Origin of the sequence: Streptomyces albiaxialis (assembly GCF_039530985.1) — a bacterium.
Classification (GTDB): domain Bacteria; phylum Actinomycetota; class Actinomycetes; order Streptomycetales; family Streptomycetaceae; genus Streptomyces; species Streptomyces albiaxialis.
In genome coordinates this window covers 82,422-97,852 of sequence record NZ_BAAAPE010000001.1, presented here as the reverse complement: position 1 = coordinate 97,852, position 15,431 = coordinate 82,422, and the positions used below count along the sequence as shown (strand labels likewise).

The 15,431-nt window shown below is 72.4% G+C and carries 15 protein-coding genes; 5 read left to right on the top strand and 10 right to left on the bottom strand.

The annotated features are described in order from the left end of the window. Window positions 1-90 precede the first annotated feature (90 nt). Together ABD343_RS00425 and ABD343_RS00420 are read left to right on the top strand one after the other, a co-directional pair. Window positions 91-942 (top strand): MurR/RpiR family transcriptional regulator, encoded by an 852-nt coding sequence (locus tag ABD343_RS00425; RefSeq protein WP_344522714.1) that lies wholly within the window; start codon window positions 91-93, stop codon window positions 940-942. A gap of 163 nt (window positions 943-1,105) precedes the next feature. Continuing rightward, window positions 1,106-1,474: an SH3 domain-containing protein gene (locus ABD343_RS00420; RefSeq protein WP_344522712.1), complete on the top strand. Its 369-nt coding sequence runs from the start codon at window positions 1,106-1,108 to the stop codon at window positions 1,472-1,474. An 81-nt stretch (window positions 1,475-1,555) separates the two neighbouring features. Here ABD343_RS00420 and ABD343_RS00415 read toward each other — a convergent pair whose 3' ends face one another. The 8 genes from ABD343_RS00415 to ABD343_RS00380 all read right to left on the bottom strand — a co-directional run bounded on the left by ABD343_RS00415 (window position 1,556) and on the right by ABD343_RS00380 (window position 8,939). Further along, window positions 1,556-2,194 carry a TIGR03086 family metal-binding protein gene (locus ABD343_RS00415; RefSeq protein WP_344522710.1) on the bottom strand — a complete coding sequence of 213 codons (639 nt, stop codon included), beginning with the start codon at window positions 2,192-2,194 and terminating at the stop codon, window positions 1,556-1,558. A gap of 21 nt (window positions 2,195-2,215) precedes the next feature. Beyond that, on the bottom strand, window positions 2,216-2,629 hold the full coding sequence (locus tag ABD343_RS00410) for a VOC family protein (RefSeq protein WP_344522708.1): 414 nt from the start codon (window positions 2,627-2,629) through the stop codon (window positions 2,216-2,218). Between the two features lie 140 nt (window positions 2,630-2,769). Beyond that, window positions 2,770-3,534, bottom strand: coding sequence for a 6-phosphogluconolactonase (locus tag ABD343_RS00405; protein ID WP_344522706.1), 765 nt, complete (start codon window positions 3,532-3,534; stop codon window positions 2,770-2,772). Window positions 3,535-3,540: 6 nt separating this feature from the next. After that, on the bottom strand, window positions 3,541-4,461 hold the full coding sequence (locus tag ABD343_RS00400; RefSeq protein ID WP_344522704.1) for a carbohydrate ABC transporter permease: 921 nt from the start codon (window positions 4,459-4,461) through the stop codon (window positions 3,541-3,543). 5 nt (window positions 4,462-4,466) lie between these two features. Beyond that, entirely contained in the window at window positions 4,467-5,366 is a 900-nt protein-coding gene (locus tag ABD343_RS00395; RefSeq protein WP_344522702.1) for a carbohydrate ABC transporter permease, read from the bottom strand. Continuing rightward, entirely contained in the window at window positions 5,363-6,688 is a 1,326-nt protein-coding gene (locus tag ABD343_RS00390) for an ABC transporter substrate-binding protein (protein ID WP_344522700.1), read from the bottom strand. Before ABD343_RS00390 ends, ABD343_RS00395 begins: the two co-directional genes overlap by 4 nt. Before the next feature lie 158 nt (window positions 6,689-6,846). Further along, entirely contained in the window at window positions 6,847-7,770 is a 924-nt protein-coding gene (locus tag ABD343_RS00385) for a sugar phosphate isomerase/epimerase family protein (protein WP_344522698.1), read from the bottom strand. Continuing rightward, entirely contained in the window at window positions 7,770-8,939 is a 1,170-nt protein-coding gene (locus ABD343_RS00380) for a Gfo/Idh/MocA family protein (protein ID WP_344522696.1), read from the bottom strand. The genes ABD343_RS00385 and ABD343_RS00380 overlap by 1 nt, the downstream gene beginning before the upstream one ends. A 153-nt stretch (window positions 8,940-9,092) precedes the next feature. On the opposite strand from ABD343_RS00380, the gene ABD343_RS00375 reads away from it, so the two are divergent. Both ABD343_RS00375 and ABD343_RS00370 read left to right on the top strand, forming a co-directional pair. Continuing rightward, window positions 9,093-9,860 (top strand): GntR family transcriptional regulator, encoded by a 768-nt coding sequence (locus tag ABD343_RS00375; RefSeq protein ID WP_344522694.1) that lies wholly within the window; start codon window positions 9,093-9,095, stop codon window positions 9,858-9,860. Beyond that, the gene (locus ABD343_RS00370; protein WP_344522692.1) at window positions 9,857-10,759 is read left to right on the top strand and encodes an ROK family protein; all 903 of its coding nucleotides are present in this window, start codon (window positions 9,857-9,859) and stop codon (window positions 10,757-10,759) included. Before ABD343_RS00375 ends, ABD343_RS00370 begins: the two co-directional genes overlap by 4 nt. A 499-nt stretch (window positions 10,760-11,258) precedes the next feature. On the opposite strand, the gene ABD343_RS00365 is transcribed toward ABD343_RS00370, so the two are convergent. After that, window positions 11,259-12,989, bottom strand: a complete 1,731-nt coding sequence (locus ABD343_RS00365) for an alpha-L-fucosidase (protein WP_344522690.1) — start codon at window positions 12,987-12,989, stop codon at window positions 11,259-11,261. Between the two features lie 173 nt (window positions 12,990-13,162). Here ABD343_RS00365 and ABD343_RS00360 point away from each other — a divergent pair, with 173 nt between their 5' ends. After that, window positions 13,163-13,753: an SMI1/KNR4 family protein gene (locus ABD343_RS00360; RefSeq protein WP_344522688.1), complete on the top strand. Its 591-nt coding sequence runs from the start codon at window positions 13,163-13,165 to the stop codon at window positions 13,751-13,753. A 299-nt stretch (window positions 13,754-14,052) separates the two neighbouring features. On the opposite strand, the gene ABD343_RS00355 is transcribed toward ABD343_RS00360, so the two are convergent. Next, a complete protein-coding gene (locus ABD343_RS00355) occupies window positions 14,053-15,420 on the bottom strand; it encodes a type III PLP-dependent enzyme domain-containing protein (protein WP_344522686.1) in 1,368 nt (455 codons plus the stop codon). Window positions 15,421-15,431 lie beyond the last annotated feature (11 nt).

The window sequence follows — 15,431 nt, the reverse complement described above, 5'->3', positions numbered from 1 at the left end:
CCCCCGCATTACCCGGGGCCCATCCCTAGGGGATCCGGGTACTGTATGGCGTCATGCAGACCTAGCGCCGTGTGAATAGGGGAGAGCTCCGTGGGAAGTGCCAGCGCCCGGTTGCTGAAGCTGTTCGAGGGGCACCGGCTGACTCCGACCCAGCGGCGTATCGCGCACTGCATGGTGCGGCGGGCCGAGGACGCGCCGTTCCTGTCGAGCGTGGAGCTGGCCGAGCTGGCCGGTGTCAGCCAGCCGTCCGTCACCCGCTTCGCCGTGGCCCTCGGCTTCGACGGGTACCCGGCGCTGCGGCGCCAGTTGCGCGAGGGCGAGCAGGGCGCGCAGAGCGCCCAGGGCGCCGGAGGGGCGGACGGCGAGGCGTACAACGAGTACCAGCAGGCGGTGCACGCCGAGATCGACAACCTGCGCCATCTCGCCGCGCTGCTCGCCGACCCCGCGCCCGTCGAGCGCGCCGGGGCGCTGCTCGCGGCCTCCCGCCCGCTGCCCGTGCTGGGGCTGCGCGCGGCGGCGGCCCAGGCGGGAGGGTTCGCGTACTTCGCGGCCAAGGTCCACCCCGACGTGCGGCTGCTGGACGAGGGTGGCTCGATGCTCGTCGACCGTATCGACGCGGCCGTGCGCGCGGGCGCGAGCGCGCTCCTGTGCTTCGCGCTGCCGCGGCACCCCCGGGAGACGCTGGAGGGGCTGGAGTACGCGCGGGGGGCCGGGCTCCGGGTCGTGACCGTCGCGGACAGCGCCTTCGCGCCCGTCGCGCACCCGGACGACCTGCTGCTGCCCGCCGCCGTCGGCACGGGGCTCGCCTTCGACACGGCGTGCGCGCCGATGCTGCTGGGCCGGGTGCTGCTGGAGGCGATGTGCGACGGGCTGCCGGACGCGCAGGCCCGGCTGGAGGACTTCGACGTACGGGCGGGGGAGCGCGGCCTCTTCGCCGAATAGTCGAGCGCGTGCCCCTTCCTGTTCACGCAGTGCAGGAACAGGAAGGAGGAGCGGACGGGGACGTCACGGGCGAGTGCCCCGAATCCCCGACAGAATCCCGGCTTCCGGAGCTGTAGCGTCCACGGCCGATGGCGTTCAACAAGGTCAACCGAAACGGGGACGCATGAAGAAGCCAAGGTTTTTCGGCAGGATCGTCGGCACGGTCGCCGTCGGCGCCATGGTGGGCACGGGACTGGTTCTGACGACGGGCGCGCCGAGCGCCTCGGCCGTCGGCTCCTCTGCCTGCAGCAAGAACCTCCCGAACACCAAGGTCGCCGTCACGGAGACGGTCAACCTCCGCACCGGTCCCGGGAAGAGCTACACCTCCAGGGGCCTGGTGGGCAAGGGTGACAACAAGTTCTACGCGGCCTGCGAGCGCGGCAACTGGGTCTACGGGAAGGTCCTGAAGGGCGCCAACAAGGGCAAGAAGGGCTGGATCCACTGGAACTACATCGGCTGGCCGATGAACCCTCCGGGCGAGATCCCCGGCTGACGGCCGAGGGCCGAGGTCCGGAGAGCGCCACGGGGGCCGCGTCCGCCGACGCGGCCCCCGTCCGCGTGTGCTACCGGTCCACTACCAGTCCGGGTCGCGTCCCAGGAAGGCGACCAGCCGGTCGCCCGGCCCGGCCTCCGGCGGCGCCGGGATCTCCGGCGCGAAGAGCGGCGGGCGCACCTCGGGGTACGGGACGAGGTGGCGGGAGACGGGGAGCAGGGCCTCGGCGAGGCCGGGCGGGACGGGGCGGTCGGTGTGCCGCACGGCCCGCGCGATGTCCCAGCCGTGCACGGTGAGGTCCAGCGCGCCGGTGAGGGCCAGGGCCTCCGCGGTGAGCGGCGAGTCGGCGATGGCGATCACCCGGTGCGGGGGGCCGCCCGTCGCCGTCCAGGAGCCCAGCAGCCGGGAGGCGCGGACGCGGAAGGCGGCGGCCGGGTCGGCGGGCCGGGGCCGCGGGCCCGGCGCCACGGCGACCGAGCCCCCGGCGAACCCCTCGTGCAGCGCCGCCAGCGAGTCGTCGGCGTGGGCGAGCAGCGTCCCCAGGTCCCAGGCGGCGCAGGGGGTGGGGCGGTGCAGCAGGGCAGGGGTCACGAACTGGGCGCAGCCCAGGGCGTATCCGACGGCCTGTCGCAGCAGCTCTCCGGCCGGGGGCGTCTCGTCCGTCGCTCCTCTTTCGCGGCGTGAACCGGTCTGCCGCATGGATCCGTCACCGCGGTACATGGAGCGTCCTCCCCGTCGGACTTATGTGCCGGGCGTGTCGCCGGTCAGCTCGAAGATCTGTACGTAGTTCCCGTCCGGGTCCTCCAGGGTGCCGAGGAGGACCTCGCCCTCCGCGTCGGCGGGCTCCTCGACCTGGCGGATCCAGCGGGCGTTGAGCGCGGACGTCAGGTGCTTCTCCAGGGCGCGGATGTCGTCCACCTCGAAGTTGACGAGGATCCGGCCGGGTTCGACCGACTTGCGGCCGACGTCGTTCCTGCTCTCGAAGATCAGGTTCGTGCTGCCGAGGGAGAGGCTGAGCATGGGCCGTTCCTTCTCGGCCTCCGGCGCGAACGCCGTCCGGTACCACTCCCACAGCCGGGCCGGGTCCGTGCTGCCCAGCACGATCCCGCCGACGTGCGGGTTCTTCTTCCGCGGCTGTTCTGACTGCTCTGCCATGGCTGTCTGCTCCTTCGGTGCTTCGGCGCGGCCGCTGCCGACACGAATGTGGACCGGGCGCCCCGCGGAAACTCATCGCTCGTCGGCGAGGGATTTCGCGGGACGCCCGGTCCACGGAGGAGCGTCGGGGTGCGGAACTGCTACTTCCCGGCAGCCGCCTCGTCCGCGTAGATCCGCCCGTCCTCGCAGGCGGTGACGACGCTCGCGGGCCACTGCGGGTCGTAGGCGTCGACGAGGAGGCGGCGGACGGCGGCGCGCTTGTGGGCGCCCGTCACCACCATCCGTACGCGGTGCGAGACCCGGCGGATCGTGCCGACGCCGACGGTCACGCCGTGGGAGGGGACCTCGTCCAGGGAGGCGAAGTCCGGGAAGGTGCCCATGTTGTCGCGGCGCGTGGTGTCGGGGAGTTCGACGATCCGGGTGCCGCTGTCCAGGGGCGAGCCGGGCGGGTTGAAGGCGATGTGGCCGTCCGAGGCGCCGGTGGCGAGGATGAACAGGTCCACGCCGCCGGCCTCCTCCAGCCTCTTGTCGTACAGGTGCGGTGCCGCCGGGTCCGGGAACCAGACGCGCGCGTCCGGGATGCCGAGCGGGCCCGCGATCTCCTCGCGCGCGAAGCGGTGGCAGGAGTTGTGCGCCTCGTGATCGACGTCCACATAGGCGCCGGAGCCGTCGGGGAGCACGTACTCGTCCATCATCGCGATCACGACGTGGGACAGGTCCAGGTCCCGTTCCCGTACGAGCCGGGCGAGGGCCCGGTACGTGGTGCGGGGGCTGCGTCCGCCCGGGCAGCCCAGGACGTAGCGGCGGTTCTCCCGGGCGGCGGCCTCGACGCCGTCGGCGATCTCGGCGGCGAGGCGGTCGCCGAGGGCGGCGTCCGTGGGGAAGGTGGTGAGCGGGGCGGTCACGCGTTCTTACTCCTTGACGGCACCGGCCAGCATCCCGCTGATGAACTTCCGCTGGAGCAGGACGTAGCCGATGAGGACGGGCAGGGCGACGAGCACGGCGGCGGCGGAGGTCACTCCGGGGTCGCTGTTGCGCCGGTCGCTGGTGAAGAAGGACAGCGCCAGGGGCGCGGTCTGGGCGTCGGGGTTGTTGGGGACGAGCACGAGCGCGAGCAGGAACTCGTTCCAGGCGTAGAGGAAGAGCAGGGTCGCCAGCGTGGTGATCGCGGGGACCGCGAGCGGGAGCATGATCTTGCGGAGCGTCTGGAAGCGGGAGGCCCCGTCGATCTCGGCGGCCTCGCGCAGCGACGTCGGTACGCCCGCGAAGAAGTTGCGCATCCAGAAGGTGCCCAGGGCCAGGGAGAGCCCGACCTGGGGGAGGATCAGCGCCCAGTAGGTGTTGAGGAGACCCCACTCCTTCATCTGGTAGTAGAGCGGGATCACGGTCGCCTCGTACGGCAGCACGAGCCCGATCATCAGGATGCCCATCAGGGGGCCCTTGAGCGGGAACGTGAAGAACGCGAAGGCGTACCCCGCGAGCACCGAGACGAGGATCGTCAGCACCACCACGGCGACCGCGACCAGCAGGCTGGAGACCAGCGCGCTGGAGAAGAGACCCTTGTTCCAGGCGGTCACGAAGTTGTCGAAGTGGAGCGAGGAGGGGACCGAGAAGCCGCTCACCCGGGCGCCGGGCTCGTGCAGCGCGACGAGCAGGATCTGGACGAACGGGTAGAGCGCGACCAGCGAGGCGAAGATCAGCAGCGCGTGGCTGACGACCGACTCCCTGCGGCTCCCGTCCATCGTCGAACGGCGCGGCGGGGGCGTGCGCTCGGGGCGTACGGGCGCCGACGGGGTCGGGCGCACCCGTGCCGGTGACTGTGTCTGGGCCATCGCTCTCAGCCCTTCCTCTCGCGCAGCACGCGCATGATCACGGCGCACACCACCAGCGTCAGCACGGTCAGCGCGATGCCCACGGCCGCGGCGCTGCCGACCTGACGGGTGACGAAGGCGCCCTGGTAGATGAAGACACTGGGCACGGTGGTGCTGTTGCCGGGGCCGCCGGTCGTGGTGTTCCAGACGATGTCGAAGTTGCGCAGCGCCTGGGTGACGGTGAGGACCAGCGCGATGCTGATCTCGCCGCGCAGCGCCGGGAGGATCACGGTGAAGAACTCCCGCACGGGACCGGCCCCGTCGAGCCGCGCGGCCTCGAACAGCTCGCGCGGTATGCGCATCGCGCCCGTCAGGAACAGCACCATGCACAGGCCGTACATGATCCAGGAGCCGATGAGCCCGACCGAGGGCAGCGCCGTGCCGTAGTCGCCGAGCCAGGAGCGGGCGACGCCGTCCAGGCCGACGGCGCGCAACAGCCCGTTGACCGGCCCGTCCGTGTCGTAGATCCACCGCCAGGAGACGGCGATGACGACGGTCGAGAGCACCTGCGGGATGAACAGCAGCGAGCGGAAGACCGCGAGGCCGCGGATGCGGATGCGCACCATCAGCCCCGTCAGGATCAGCCCGACGGCGACCGGGACCAGCGCGTAGAAGACGATGAAGACGAGCGAGTGGAGCAGCGAGGAACGCAGCACCGGATCGCTCAGCAGCGCCGTGTAGTTGTCCAGCCCCGCCCACGAGCCGAGCGTGAGCCCGTCCCAGTCGAACAGGGAGATCCACGCGGTGGTGAACAGCGGGCGCAGCACGAAGAGGATGTAGAAGGCCGCGCCCGGCAGCAGGTACAGGTACGCGGGCCAGTACTGGCGGCGGGCCCACTCCTTGACGGCGGGACTCACGGACGTCACTTGTCCGCCCCGCTCTTCTTCTCCGCGGCCTTCTCCTGGTCGGCGCGGAAGCCCTTCCAGTCCTTCTGCACCTTGCCGAGGTAGGCGTCGGTGCCGAGGCGGCCGGTGAGCAGGTCCTGGGTGGCCGAACCGATGGTCGTCATCATCGAGTTGCTGGCCCAGTCGAAGTAGTACGTCTGCCCGTCGTCGTCCAGCAGCCGCTTGCCGGCGGCGGCCTGCCGCTCGGCGAGCTTGTCGGGCATCGTGACGCCCTTGGTGCGCACCGGGAGGCGGCCCGCGTCGGCCATGGCCTGCGCGCCCTCCTCGCCCTGCATCATGCCGAGCCAGGCGATGGCCGCGTCCGTCTTCTCCGTCTTCGCGGAGATGTGCCAGGGCAGGCCGAAGGAGCCCGCGGCGGCGACCGTGCCGTCCGGCTTCTCGGGGATGGTGAAGAGCGCGTCGTCCTTGAGCTGCTTGCCGATCGCCGGGGCGTTCCAGGCGCCCGCGACGAGGAAGACGCCCTTGCCGCCGGTGAACTTGGTGACCGCGTCGTCGGAGCTGACGCCGTTGTAACCGGAGCCGAGGTAGCCCTTCTTCGCCCAGTCGCGCAGCGTCTCGGCCGACTCGCGGTTGGCCTCGGTGGCGAACGTCGTGCCGGGCACGCCGTTGACCCAGGCACGGCTGGCCGAGACGGACTGCTTCTGGGCCTGGATGGTGCCGAGGAGCTGCTCCGCCGGGTACTGGTCGGAGTTGCCGAGCATGATCGGCTGCTCGCCGTTCTTCTCGGCCTTCTTCAGGGCCTCGGTGAAGTCGGCCCAGGTCTTCGGCTCCTCGATGCCGAGCTTCTTGAGCTTCTTCTTGTTGGAGAAGACGCCCACGTACTCGTTGCTCTGGCTGATCCCGTAGAGGTTCCCGGAGCCGAAGATGCGGCCGTCGCTGCTCCAGCGGAGCTGGCTGGTCGCGCCCGAGGGCAGGTCGAGGTCCCAGCCGTACGCGTGGGCCACGTCGTCTATCGGGCGCAGCAGGCCGCTCTGGACGAGGAGGCCGTCCACGCCGTACCCCTGGTTGCCCTGCACGAGGTCGGGCGGGTTGTCGCCGGACATCGTGTTGACGATGGTCTTGGAGAAGTCCGCGAACGCCTTGGTCTCGACCTTGACGTCCACGTTCGGGTACTTCTTCTCGTAGAGCGGCACGAACTTCTTCAGGAAGCCCTGTTCGCCGCTGTCGGCGATGATGCGCAGGTCGGTCTTGCCGAGCTTCTTGACCTTGTCGGGGCTGACGGGCTTGGTGATGCGGCCCCCTGCGAGCTGCTCGTCGGAGGTCCCGCCTCCGGCGCCGGGCACGCTGCACGCTGCGAGTGTGACGGCGAGTCCGAGTGCCGCGACCGCTGCCGTGGTCCTCTTGTTGCGGGCTGGGTTCGGGGTGCCCCTGCCTGTTTCGTGGCAGGCTGCGGGTGCTTCGTGGTTTCTCGCGCAGTTCCCCGCGCCCCTGTCGGGGCGCTTCACGCCTGGCTCCTGGTGCGGACAGCCTCCGACAGCCACTGGTAGTTGTGGGCCTGCTCGCGGGCGACCTCGGGGTACTGCTCCGCCGGGGTCGGCTCGCGGTCCTGTTCCACCACCAGCCACTCGTCGTAGCCGTCGGCGACGACCGCGTCGAGGAACGCGTCGATGTCGACGTCGCCCTTGCCGAACGGCACGCAGACGTTCGCCCACCACTCGTCGAAGTCGGTGCGGCGCTGGTCCTTGGCGTCCTGGAGGACGGCCATGGAGGCGTCCTTGACGTGGATGTGGTTGATCCGCTCGCGCCAGGCCCGCCAGCAGTCCACGGGGTCCGAGCCCGCGAGCTGGAGGTGCGCGATGTCGAGGGTGAGGCCCACGTCCGTGGACTCCAGCAGCCGCTCGACCTCCCACGCCGACTCGACGTACGTCGAGATGTGCGGGTGCCACGAGGTGCGCAGCCCGTGGTCCTCGGCCATCCGCAGCGCCGTCTGCGCGTAGTGCGCGAGACGGGCCCAGCCCGCGTCGTCCAGCGCGAGCGTACGGTCGTCGTGCGCGCGGGCCGGGTTGTGCAGCAGGGTCTCGCTGCCCTCGTCGGCGAGGATCACCAGGCCCGGCGTGCCCGACCGCTCGGCGACCGCGGCCAGTTCGCGGCAGGTGACCGCGATACGGGACAGGTCGTGCTCGACCGTCGCGTCGTCCAGCGCGAAGTGCACGGGCGCGTAGGCGCCGATCGCGGAGAGGCCGTGGCGCGCGAAGGCGTCGGCGGTCTCCTCCGGCGAGCCGAAGAAGCCGGGCGGGCCCAGCTCGCTGCCCTCGTAACCGGCCTCGGCCATGGTCGCGAGGAGCTGCGCGGGCGAGGTGCCCTCGCCACCCGCGGCCTCCCCGAACACGCCGTAGCTGACGGGCGCGTTGCCGATGCGGATCATCAGTTCCCCTCCTTCTGACGGTCCGCGGCCTCGCCGCCGACCTCGACGCCCTGGGCGCGGGCCACGGCGGTGAGCAGGGCCTGGAGCGCCCGTACGTCCTCGGCGGCGCCCTCGGCGCCCGACAGCACCGGGGCCCCGTCGGTGACGGACGCGGCGAAGGCTTCGAGCTGGCGCACGAACCCGGTGTCGTACCCGGGCAGGATCCGGGAGTCGGAGCGCAGGCCGCTGCCGTCCTTCGCGGCCTTCTCGACGCGCAGCGTGGAGCGCACGTCCATCAGGTACGGCGCGGCCATGTCCAGGTGGAGGCGGCCGTCGCGGGCGAGGACGGTGATCTCCTCGCCGTACTCGGGGTGGTCGGGCAGCCAGTTCCAGTTCAGGACGAGCCGCGCGCCGCCCGGGAGTTCGCCGTCGGCCAGCAGGCACGGCGGCTCGCCGGAGACGGGCCAGGGCCACAGGGCCGCGGCGTCGAACGTACGCGGCAGGCCGAGGCCCAGGCCGCGCAGCACGGACAGCTCGTGGATCACGGAGCCGTTGAGCACGTTGCGGTAGTACGCGCCCAGCTCCTCGGGGACGTCGCCGAGGGCCTCGGCGGTGCGGGCCGCCTCGTACGCGTTCGCCTCCGCGATGACCGAGGTGTCCACGTCGGTGTCGGGCGGGCCCATCCGCAGGTGCTCGACCTGCGGCTCGTCGGCCGGGTGCAGGACGGTCACGCGCACGGTGCGCGGGGTGTCCAGCTCCGCCAGCTCGCGCGCGGCGGCGGGGAGCACCGGGTCGTACAGCTTCATGTACCCGACCTGGAGGACGAGGCCGCGCTCCGCGGCGAGCGCGGACAGCTCCTCGGCCTCGGCGACGGTCAGGCAGAGCGGCTTCTCCGCGAGGACGTGCTTGCCCGCCTCCAGCGCGGCGCGCGCGGCGGTGGCGTGGGTGCCCGGGGTGGCGAGCAGGACGGCGTCGACGTCTCCGTCGGCCAGCAGCGCGTCCAGCTCGTGAAAGGCCCGGACGCCCTCGCCGGCCGCGGCGGCGACACGGGCCGCGCGGGTCGGGGAGAGGTCGCAGACGGCCGTCAGGCGCAGGCTGCGGCCGAGCCGCTGCAGCGCCGGGAGATGGACGGACTGCGTGATGGTGCCCGCGCCGACGACGGCGATCCGGACGGGGGAGGTTTCCGGCATGGTGCCTCACTCAGGACTCAGCGAGCGCCCGCGGCTCTGCGGGCGGACTCGTTGACGATTGCACAGAGACCAGGGTTAGTCCATATGTATTTACATGGTTTTTCTGGTCTGGCCGTGGACCGTCACTGGTATGGCACTGGTACGCTCCCCGGCGTGACCACACAAGAGCCCACCGCGCCCGCGGAGGGACCGGCGGGACCCGCCGTCTCCCTGGCCCGCGCGCGCCTGCTGGACCGCCTTGACCAGGGTGAGTTCCCGCCCGGCGCTCAGCTCCCCGGCGAGCGGCGGCTCGCGCGGGAGACCGGGGTGAGCCGCAGCTCGCTCCGGAACGCGCTCGCCCTGCTCAAGAGCGAGGGCAGGCTGGACTCCTCCGCGCAGCGCGGCTGGTTCGTACGCCAGGCCACCGGGTCCGGCGTCGTCAGCGAACCGCCCGGTGTGCTGCGGAGCTTCACCGACATCGCGCACGCCCGCGGACTGCGGGCCACCGGCACCGTCCTCGACCAGCGCGTGCGCCGCGCCGGGTTCGACGAGGCGGCCAAGCTGCGGATCGCGCCCGCGGCCGAGGTGGTCCAACTGGTCCGGGTGCGCGCCCTCGACGGCCTCCCCGTCTGCGTGGAGACGTCGATACTGCCGCGGGCCCGCGTGCCCGGACTCGCCGAGGCCGACATGGCGGACCGCTCGCTCTTCACCGCGCTGGAGGAGATGAGCGGGACGCGCGTCGTGCGCAGCCACTACGCCGCGCAGGCGTGCCCGGCCACCGAGCGGCAGGCTCAACTGCTGGAGATCGGACCGGGCGAACCCGTCCTGGTCTGTGAGGAGATCACCGTGGATCAGAACAACGCCCCCGTGCTGCTGGGGCAGTCCGTCTACCGGGGCGACGCCTACCGGTTCGAGAGCGTCCTCTACCGGGGCCGGCGATGAGCGCCGCCGCGCGCCGCGTCGCGCTCGCCCTGGACGTGGGCGGCACGAAGATCGCCGGGGCGCTCGTCGCGGAGGACGGCACGCTGCTGCACCGCACGCGGCGTCCGAGCCCGCGCGCCCCGATGGCCGGGACCGCCGAGGCGGCCGTCGAACTGGCGGACGCCGCGCGCGAGCGGGGGTACGAGGTCGCGGGCCTGGGCGCGGGCTTCCCCGAGTACGTCGATCCCGCCGGGCGGCTGACCGCGCGCGAGGTCATCGACTGGGACGAGCAGCCGCACGCGCTGCTGTCCCGCACCCTGCCGGGCGTCCCCGTCGCGGTCGACTCCGACGTACGGTGCGGGGCGCGCGGCGAGGCCCGCTGGGGCGGGGGCGCCGAGGAGGGCTTCCTCTACGTCTCGCTCGGCACGGGCCTCTCCTCGACGCTGATCCTGCCGGGCGGTGCGCCGCTGTCGGGCGCGCGCGGAGAGGCCATAGCCCTGGGCGAGCTGGGAGTCCCCTCCTCGGTGGACGCCGAATGGCCGGGCAACCTGGAGCGGTACGCCTCGGGGCGCGGCATCGGCGAACGGTGCGCGGCGCTGACGGGAGCCGCCACTCCGGGCGCCCGCGAGGTGACGGAGCGGGCCGCCGCCGGTGACGAGCAGGCCGCGTGGGTCCTCGACAGCGCGGGGCGTGCGCTGGGTACGGCACTGGTCTGGACGGTCCGCCTCCTCGACCCCGCCGCGATCGTGTTGGGCGGCGGTCTGGGCTCGGCGGAAGGGGGGCGTGTCCGCGCGGCCCTCGACGCCGCGTACGCCAAGGGGCTCGCGGCGACGGGGCGCCCCGCCCCGCCGCCTCTCCGCACGGCGGCCACGGGCCCCGAAGCCGGCCTCCTAGGCGCCGCCTCCCTGGTCCTCCCCTAACCCTTCGGCCCCGAACGGCACACCGGGGCTTGCCCCTTCAGGGGCGCGGGGCTGTGTTTGATGTGCGGCTCCGCCGCGTGGGCGCGACCGGTCACAACACACCGGGGCTTGCCCCTTCAGGGGCGCGGGGCTGTGTTTGATGTGCGGCTCCGCCGCGTGGGCGCGACCGGTCACAACACACCGGGGCTTGCCCCTTCAGGGGCGCGGGGAACTGCGCGAGCGGCCACGGCGCAGCCGCAGCCTGCGAAGCACAGCCCGGGGCACCCCGAACCCAGCCCTCATATCCGCGCGCCCGGCGCAGAGGGCTGCGCTTGCCAGCCCTGCTCCCCCGAGCTCTTCGAGCAGGGGGTACCCCCAGTGGCAGACCTCCCAAGCGCCAACGGAGGAGCAAGGCGCACCCCGCGCCCACGCGAGGGCGGGCGCACCCGGCAATGCGGGGCCCGGGGCGCCCCGGGTGCCGCCCCATGGAGAGGGCATCCGGGCCTCCCGGGGCCCGGGGTTAGTTTTCGGTTGGGCGGATGCTGATCGCGTTGGGGTTCAGGGCAAGGTCCTGGCCCGGGTGAGAAGGGTTCGCGAGGGTGAGGGTGAGGGGGGTGACTTGGTTGCGGGGTACGTGGAACGGGCCCACTGGGCCGGACATGAGGTCCTTGCCGGAGACGACGTACGAGCGGGACCCGAGCCTCACCCGGTACCGGGCACCCGGCTCGGCCGAGCCGGTGACGCGGACCTCGACCCGAGAGGCGGTGCGCGGCGTCGCGAGATACGCCGTCTCCCGTACACGCGTCCGCTTCTGCGAGTAGTAGCTGCCCTTGTCCGCGTACCCGTACCCGGTGTGCAGGTCCGAGGGGGAGAGGGACCAGCGGCCGTCCCCGGCGGTGACCGTACGGTCCGGGACGATCCGGAGCGGCCCCTTCAGCTCGGCCCGCAGCACGGGCAGCACCGCGTCGGTCGGCTTCGCGGGCAGCTCGACGACCAGGTCGCCGCCCTCGCGCCGCCAGTCGAGGGCGCGGTCGCCCTCGGCGGTCACCCGCCGTACGTCCGTGGCCAGCCCGGGGAGCCGCAGCTCACCGCTCTTCGGCCACTTGGTGACGTGCAGGAACAGGTCCCGCCCGTTGACCGTGACCTCGCCCCACGGCCTGCCCCCGAAGCGCGTCGCCGAGGCGCCGAGGACGGCGCGCGGGTGGCGGTCGAGCCAGGCGCCGACGCCGCGCAGCACGTCGGCCTCGAAGCCGACGACCGAACCGTCGCCGCGGGGCCCGATGTTGAGGAGGTAGTTGCCGCCCCGCGCCCGTACGCTCATCAGGCCCGTCACCAGGTCGCGGATCTTGCCGGGCTTGTCCTCGCGCTTCTGCCAGCTCCGGTAGCCCCAGGTCTCGTGGTAGATCGAGGCGGGGGTCTGCCAGGGGCCGTCGAGGGGGGCCTCGGGGACCTCGTTGTCGCCCATGACGCGGAAGTCGCCCGCGTTGTTCCACACGCGGCTGCTGACCGTCGCGCCGGGCTGCTTGTCGTGCACGATCCCGGCGAACGCCCGGCTCTGCGCGGCCGTCGGCGACGACATGTCGAACCAGACCTCGGAAATGGGCCCGTAGTTGCTCATCAGTTCCGAGAGCTGCCGCTTGATGAGCGGTTCCATCGACTTGGGGATCGGGTTGTTGTTGTCCGGGTCGAAGTCGTGCCCCTGGTGCCAGTCGACGAGCGAGAAGTAGACCCCGAACTTCAGCCCCTGTGAACGGCACTCCTCGGAGAGGGCCTTGAGCGGGTCCTTGCCGTAGGGGGTGCGGTCCACGACGTCGTAGTCCGTCGTCTTCGTGTCGAACATCGAGAAGCCGTCGTGGTGCTTGCTGGTGATCACGACGTATTTCATTCCGGCGTCCTTGGCGAGCGAACAGATCGCGGAGGGATCGAACTTGTCCGCCGAGAAGCGCTTGGCGACCTCCGCGTACTCGCTGTGCGTGATGTCCGCCCACATCTGGATCTGCTCGCTGTACCCCTTCGTGACGGGCTTGCCCTTCCAGACCCCGCCCAGCTCGGAGTAGAGGCCCCAGTGGATGAACATGCCGTACTGGAGCCGCTGCCATGCCGCGAGCCGGGGGTCGGACGACCGCTCGATCTCGCCGGGGACGCCGCGCAGCCGCGGCTTCTCCGGCGGCGCCTCGACCGCCGTGGCGGTGGTGCTCAGGGTGAGCACCACCGCGGCCCCCAGGCCCACGAGCCCATGCAGTCGCCTCATGTGAACCACTCCGACCAACTCCCTCCCAGACATCGGATGAAAGCTTCGGGGGAGGGGTGAGGTGTGTCAATACAGTGCGCAAAGACGGGTGAGTTGCTTCGGGGTGCGAAGAAAGGTCCTATCTCTCACGGGAGTTGGGGTGACTGTCAGAGGCGGATGCCAGGCTTTTCCGTATGACGCCGACGGTCACCGAGTCCTGGGCCCGTATCGAGACGTGGCTCGCCGCGCACGCGCCCGTCACCTTCGCCGCGCTGGCCCCGCCCGCGGCGCCGGGGGCGATCGCCGCCGCGGAGGAGGCCATAGGGCTCGCCTTCCCCGAGCCGCTCAAGGAGAGCCTGCTGCGGCACAACGGCTCGGATCACAGCGACGTGCTGCCGCCCTTCTGGTCCCTGCTGAGCGCCGGGGAGATCGCGCGTACCTGGAAGAGGAAGGTCGAGATCCACGGCGAGGACGGGGACGGGGACGAGGACGAGGAGGACGATCCCGAGTCCGACTTCGGCCCGTGGTGGCACCGCGCCTGGATCCCGTTCGCGGCGGACGGCTGCGGGGACGACCTGGTGATCGACCTGCGCCCCGGCTCCCGTACGGGCCGGATAGGCGAGGCCGATCACGAACAGGGCTGCCACTTCGGCCGCTTCCCCATGTGGGCCTCGCTCCCCGCCCTCTTCGACGCGACGGCCACGTCCCTGGAGACCGGCGAACCGGTCGGGGACTACGACCCGCTCGTCACGGAGGACGGCGAGCTGGACTGGTACATCGGCTAGGCGGCGCCCGGCGGTTCATGGTTGCCCTCGTCTCAGGGCTGGTCAGGGGTTGCCCCGTGCGGTGCGTTGCGCGCCGCCGCTGCGTCGTGGCCGGGCGCGCAGTTCCCCGCGCCCCTTCGGGGCTCATCCGTGCGCGGCGCTCTGAAGCAGGCCCCGGAGGGGCCGCTTCAGGGGCGCGGGGAACTGCGCGACAAGCCATCCCAGCCCGCAGCCCGCAGCCCGCAGCCCGCGGCGCTCGGCACGGGGCAACCCCTGACCAGCAGCCAGGCAGGGGGCAACCATGAACCGCCGGACACGACCTATCCGGTGGCCATAAGGCCGCGCAGCGCGTCCCGTTGCGCGCCGCCCGACTCGGCGATGATCTCGCGGACCGTCTGGGGCTCGCGGACCGTCGCGAAGGAGACGTTCTCGTCCTCGTCCACCGTGTAGCCGTACACGCCCGGCCGGGGCAGGGAGTTGTAGCCGAACGGGGTCGAGAAGTAGTACGCGCCCGTGTCGAGGAGGGCTGCGTGGTCGGACTCCTCCAGGAGCGGGAGGGGCCGTTCGCGGGCCACCAGGTCGCCCGCGAAGCAGCACGGGCCCGCCACGTCCTGGACCACGGGCTCGCCCGTCTTCGGCCGCCCCTTCGGGTCGTACGCGGCGACGCGCAGCGGCCAGGCGTCCGGCGCGAAGACCGTGCGCACGGCGAGCTGCGCGCCCGCGTGGGTGAGGGCGATGCGCCGCCCGCCGGACGTCTTGGCGTACTCGACGCGGGCCAGGACCGTGCCCGCCTTGGCGAGCAGGGACCGGCCGAACTCGGTGACGAGGCCGTACGTGCCGTCGAAGAGCCCGGGGACGGTCTCCGCGAGCAGCCGGGCGTAGCGCGTGTACGTGGGATCGACCGCGTCCGAGGCGAAGTTGACCGGCAGTCCGCCGCCGAGGTCGAGGGTGTCGATCCGGCGGCGCCCTTCGCGGCGTTCGGTCTCCGCGTTGATCTCCTCGGCCAGCTCGTGCACCGCGCGGACGCCCTCGGCCATCAGCTCCAGCGGGATGCCCTGCGAGCCGACGTGCGCGTGCAGCCGCGTGAGCCACGGCCGGTCCAGATATGCCCGCACCAGGCCCTCGCGCGCGCCCTCGTCGCGCAGCGGGAAGCCGAACTTGGACGTGGCCGTCGCTGTCGACATCGCGCCGATCGCGCCCCCGCCCACCTGCGGGTTCACCCGCAGTCCCAGCCTGGCCCCCGGGCCGGGCGCGAGGGCGTCGAGGCGGGCCAGCTCCTGCGGGTTGTCGGCGTTGAGCGCGATGCCGAGCGCGAGCGCCTCGCGCAGCTCGGCGCCGGTCTTCGCGGGCGAGTCGAGCACGGTCGCCGCGCTCTCCACGCCCGCCGCGCGGGCCAGGGCCAGCTCGCCGGGGCTGGCGACCTCGCAGCCGATGCCCTCGTCGGCGAGCAGCCGCAGCACGGGGACCAGCGAGGACGCCTTGACCGCGAACGTGTGCAGCACGGGCTGGTCCGGCGCCGCCACCGCGCGGAAGGCCGCGTGGAGCGCCCGCGCCTGCTCCCGTACGGCCGCGACGTCCAGCAGCGCGGCGACGGGGGAGCGGTCCTCGGTCACGAGCCCCTGTTCGACGGCGGCGCGTACGGCGAGGTCACGGCGGCGGAGAAGGGATGCGTGCGGTGCGTGGGTCATGCGGCAAGCCA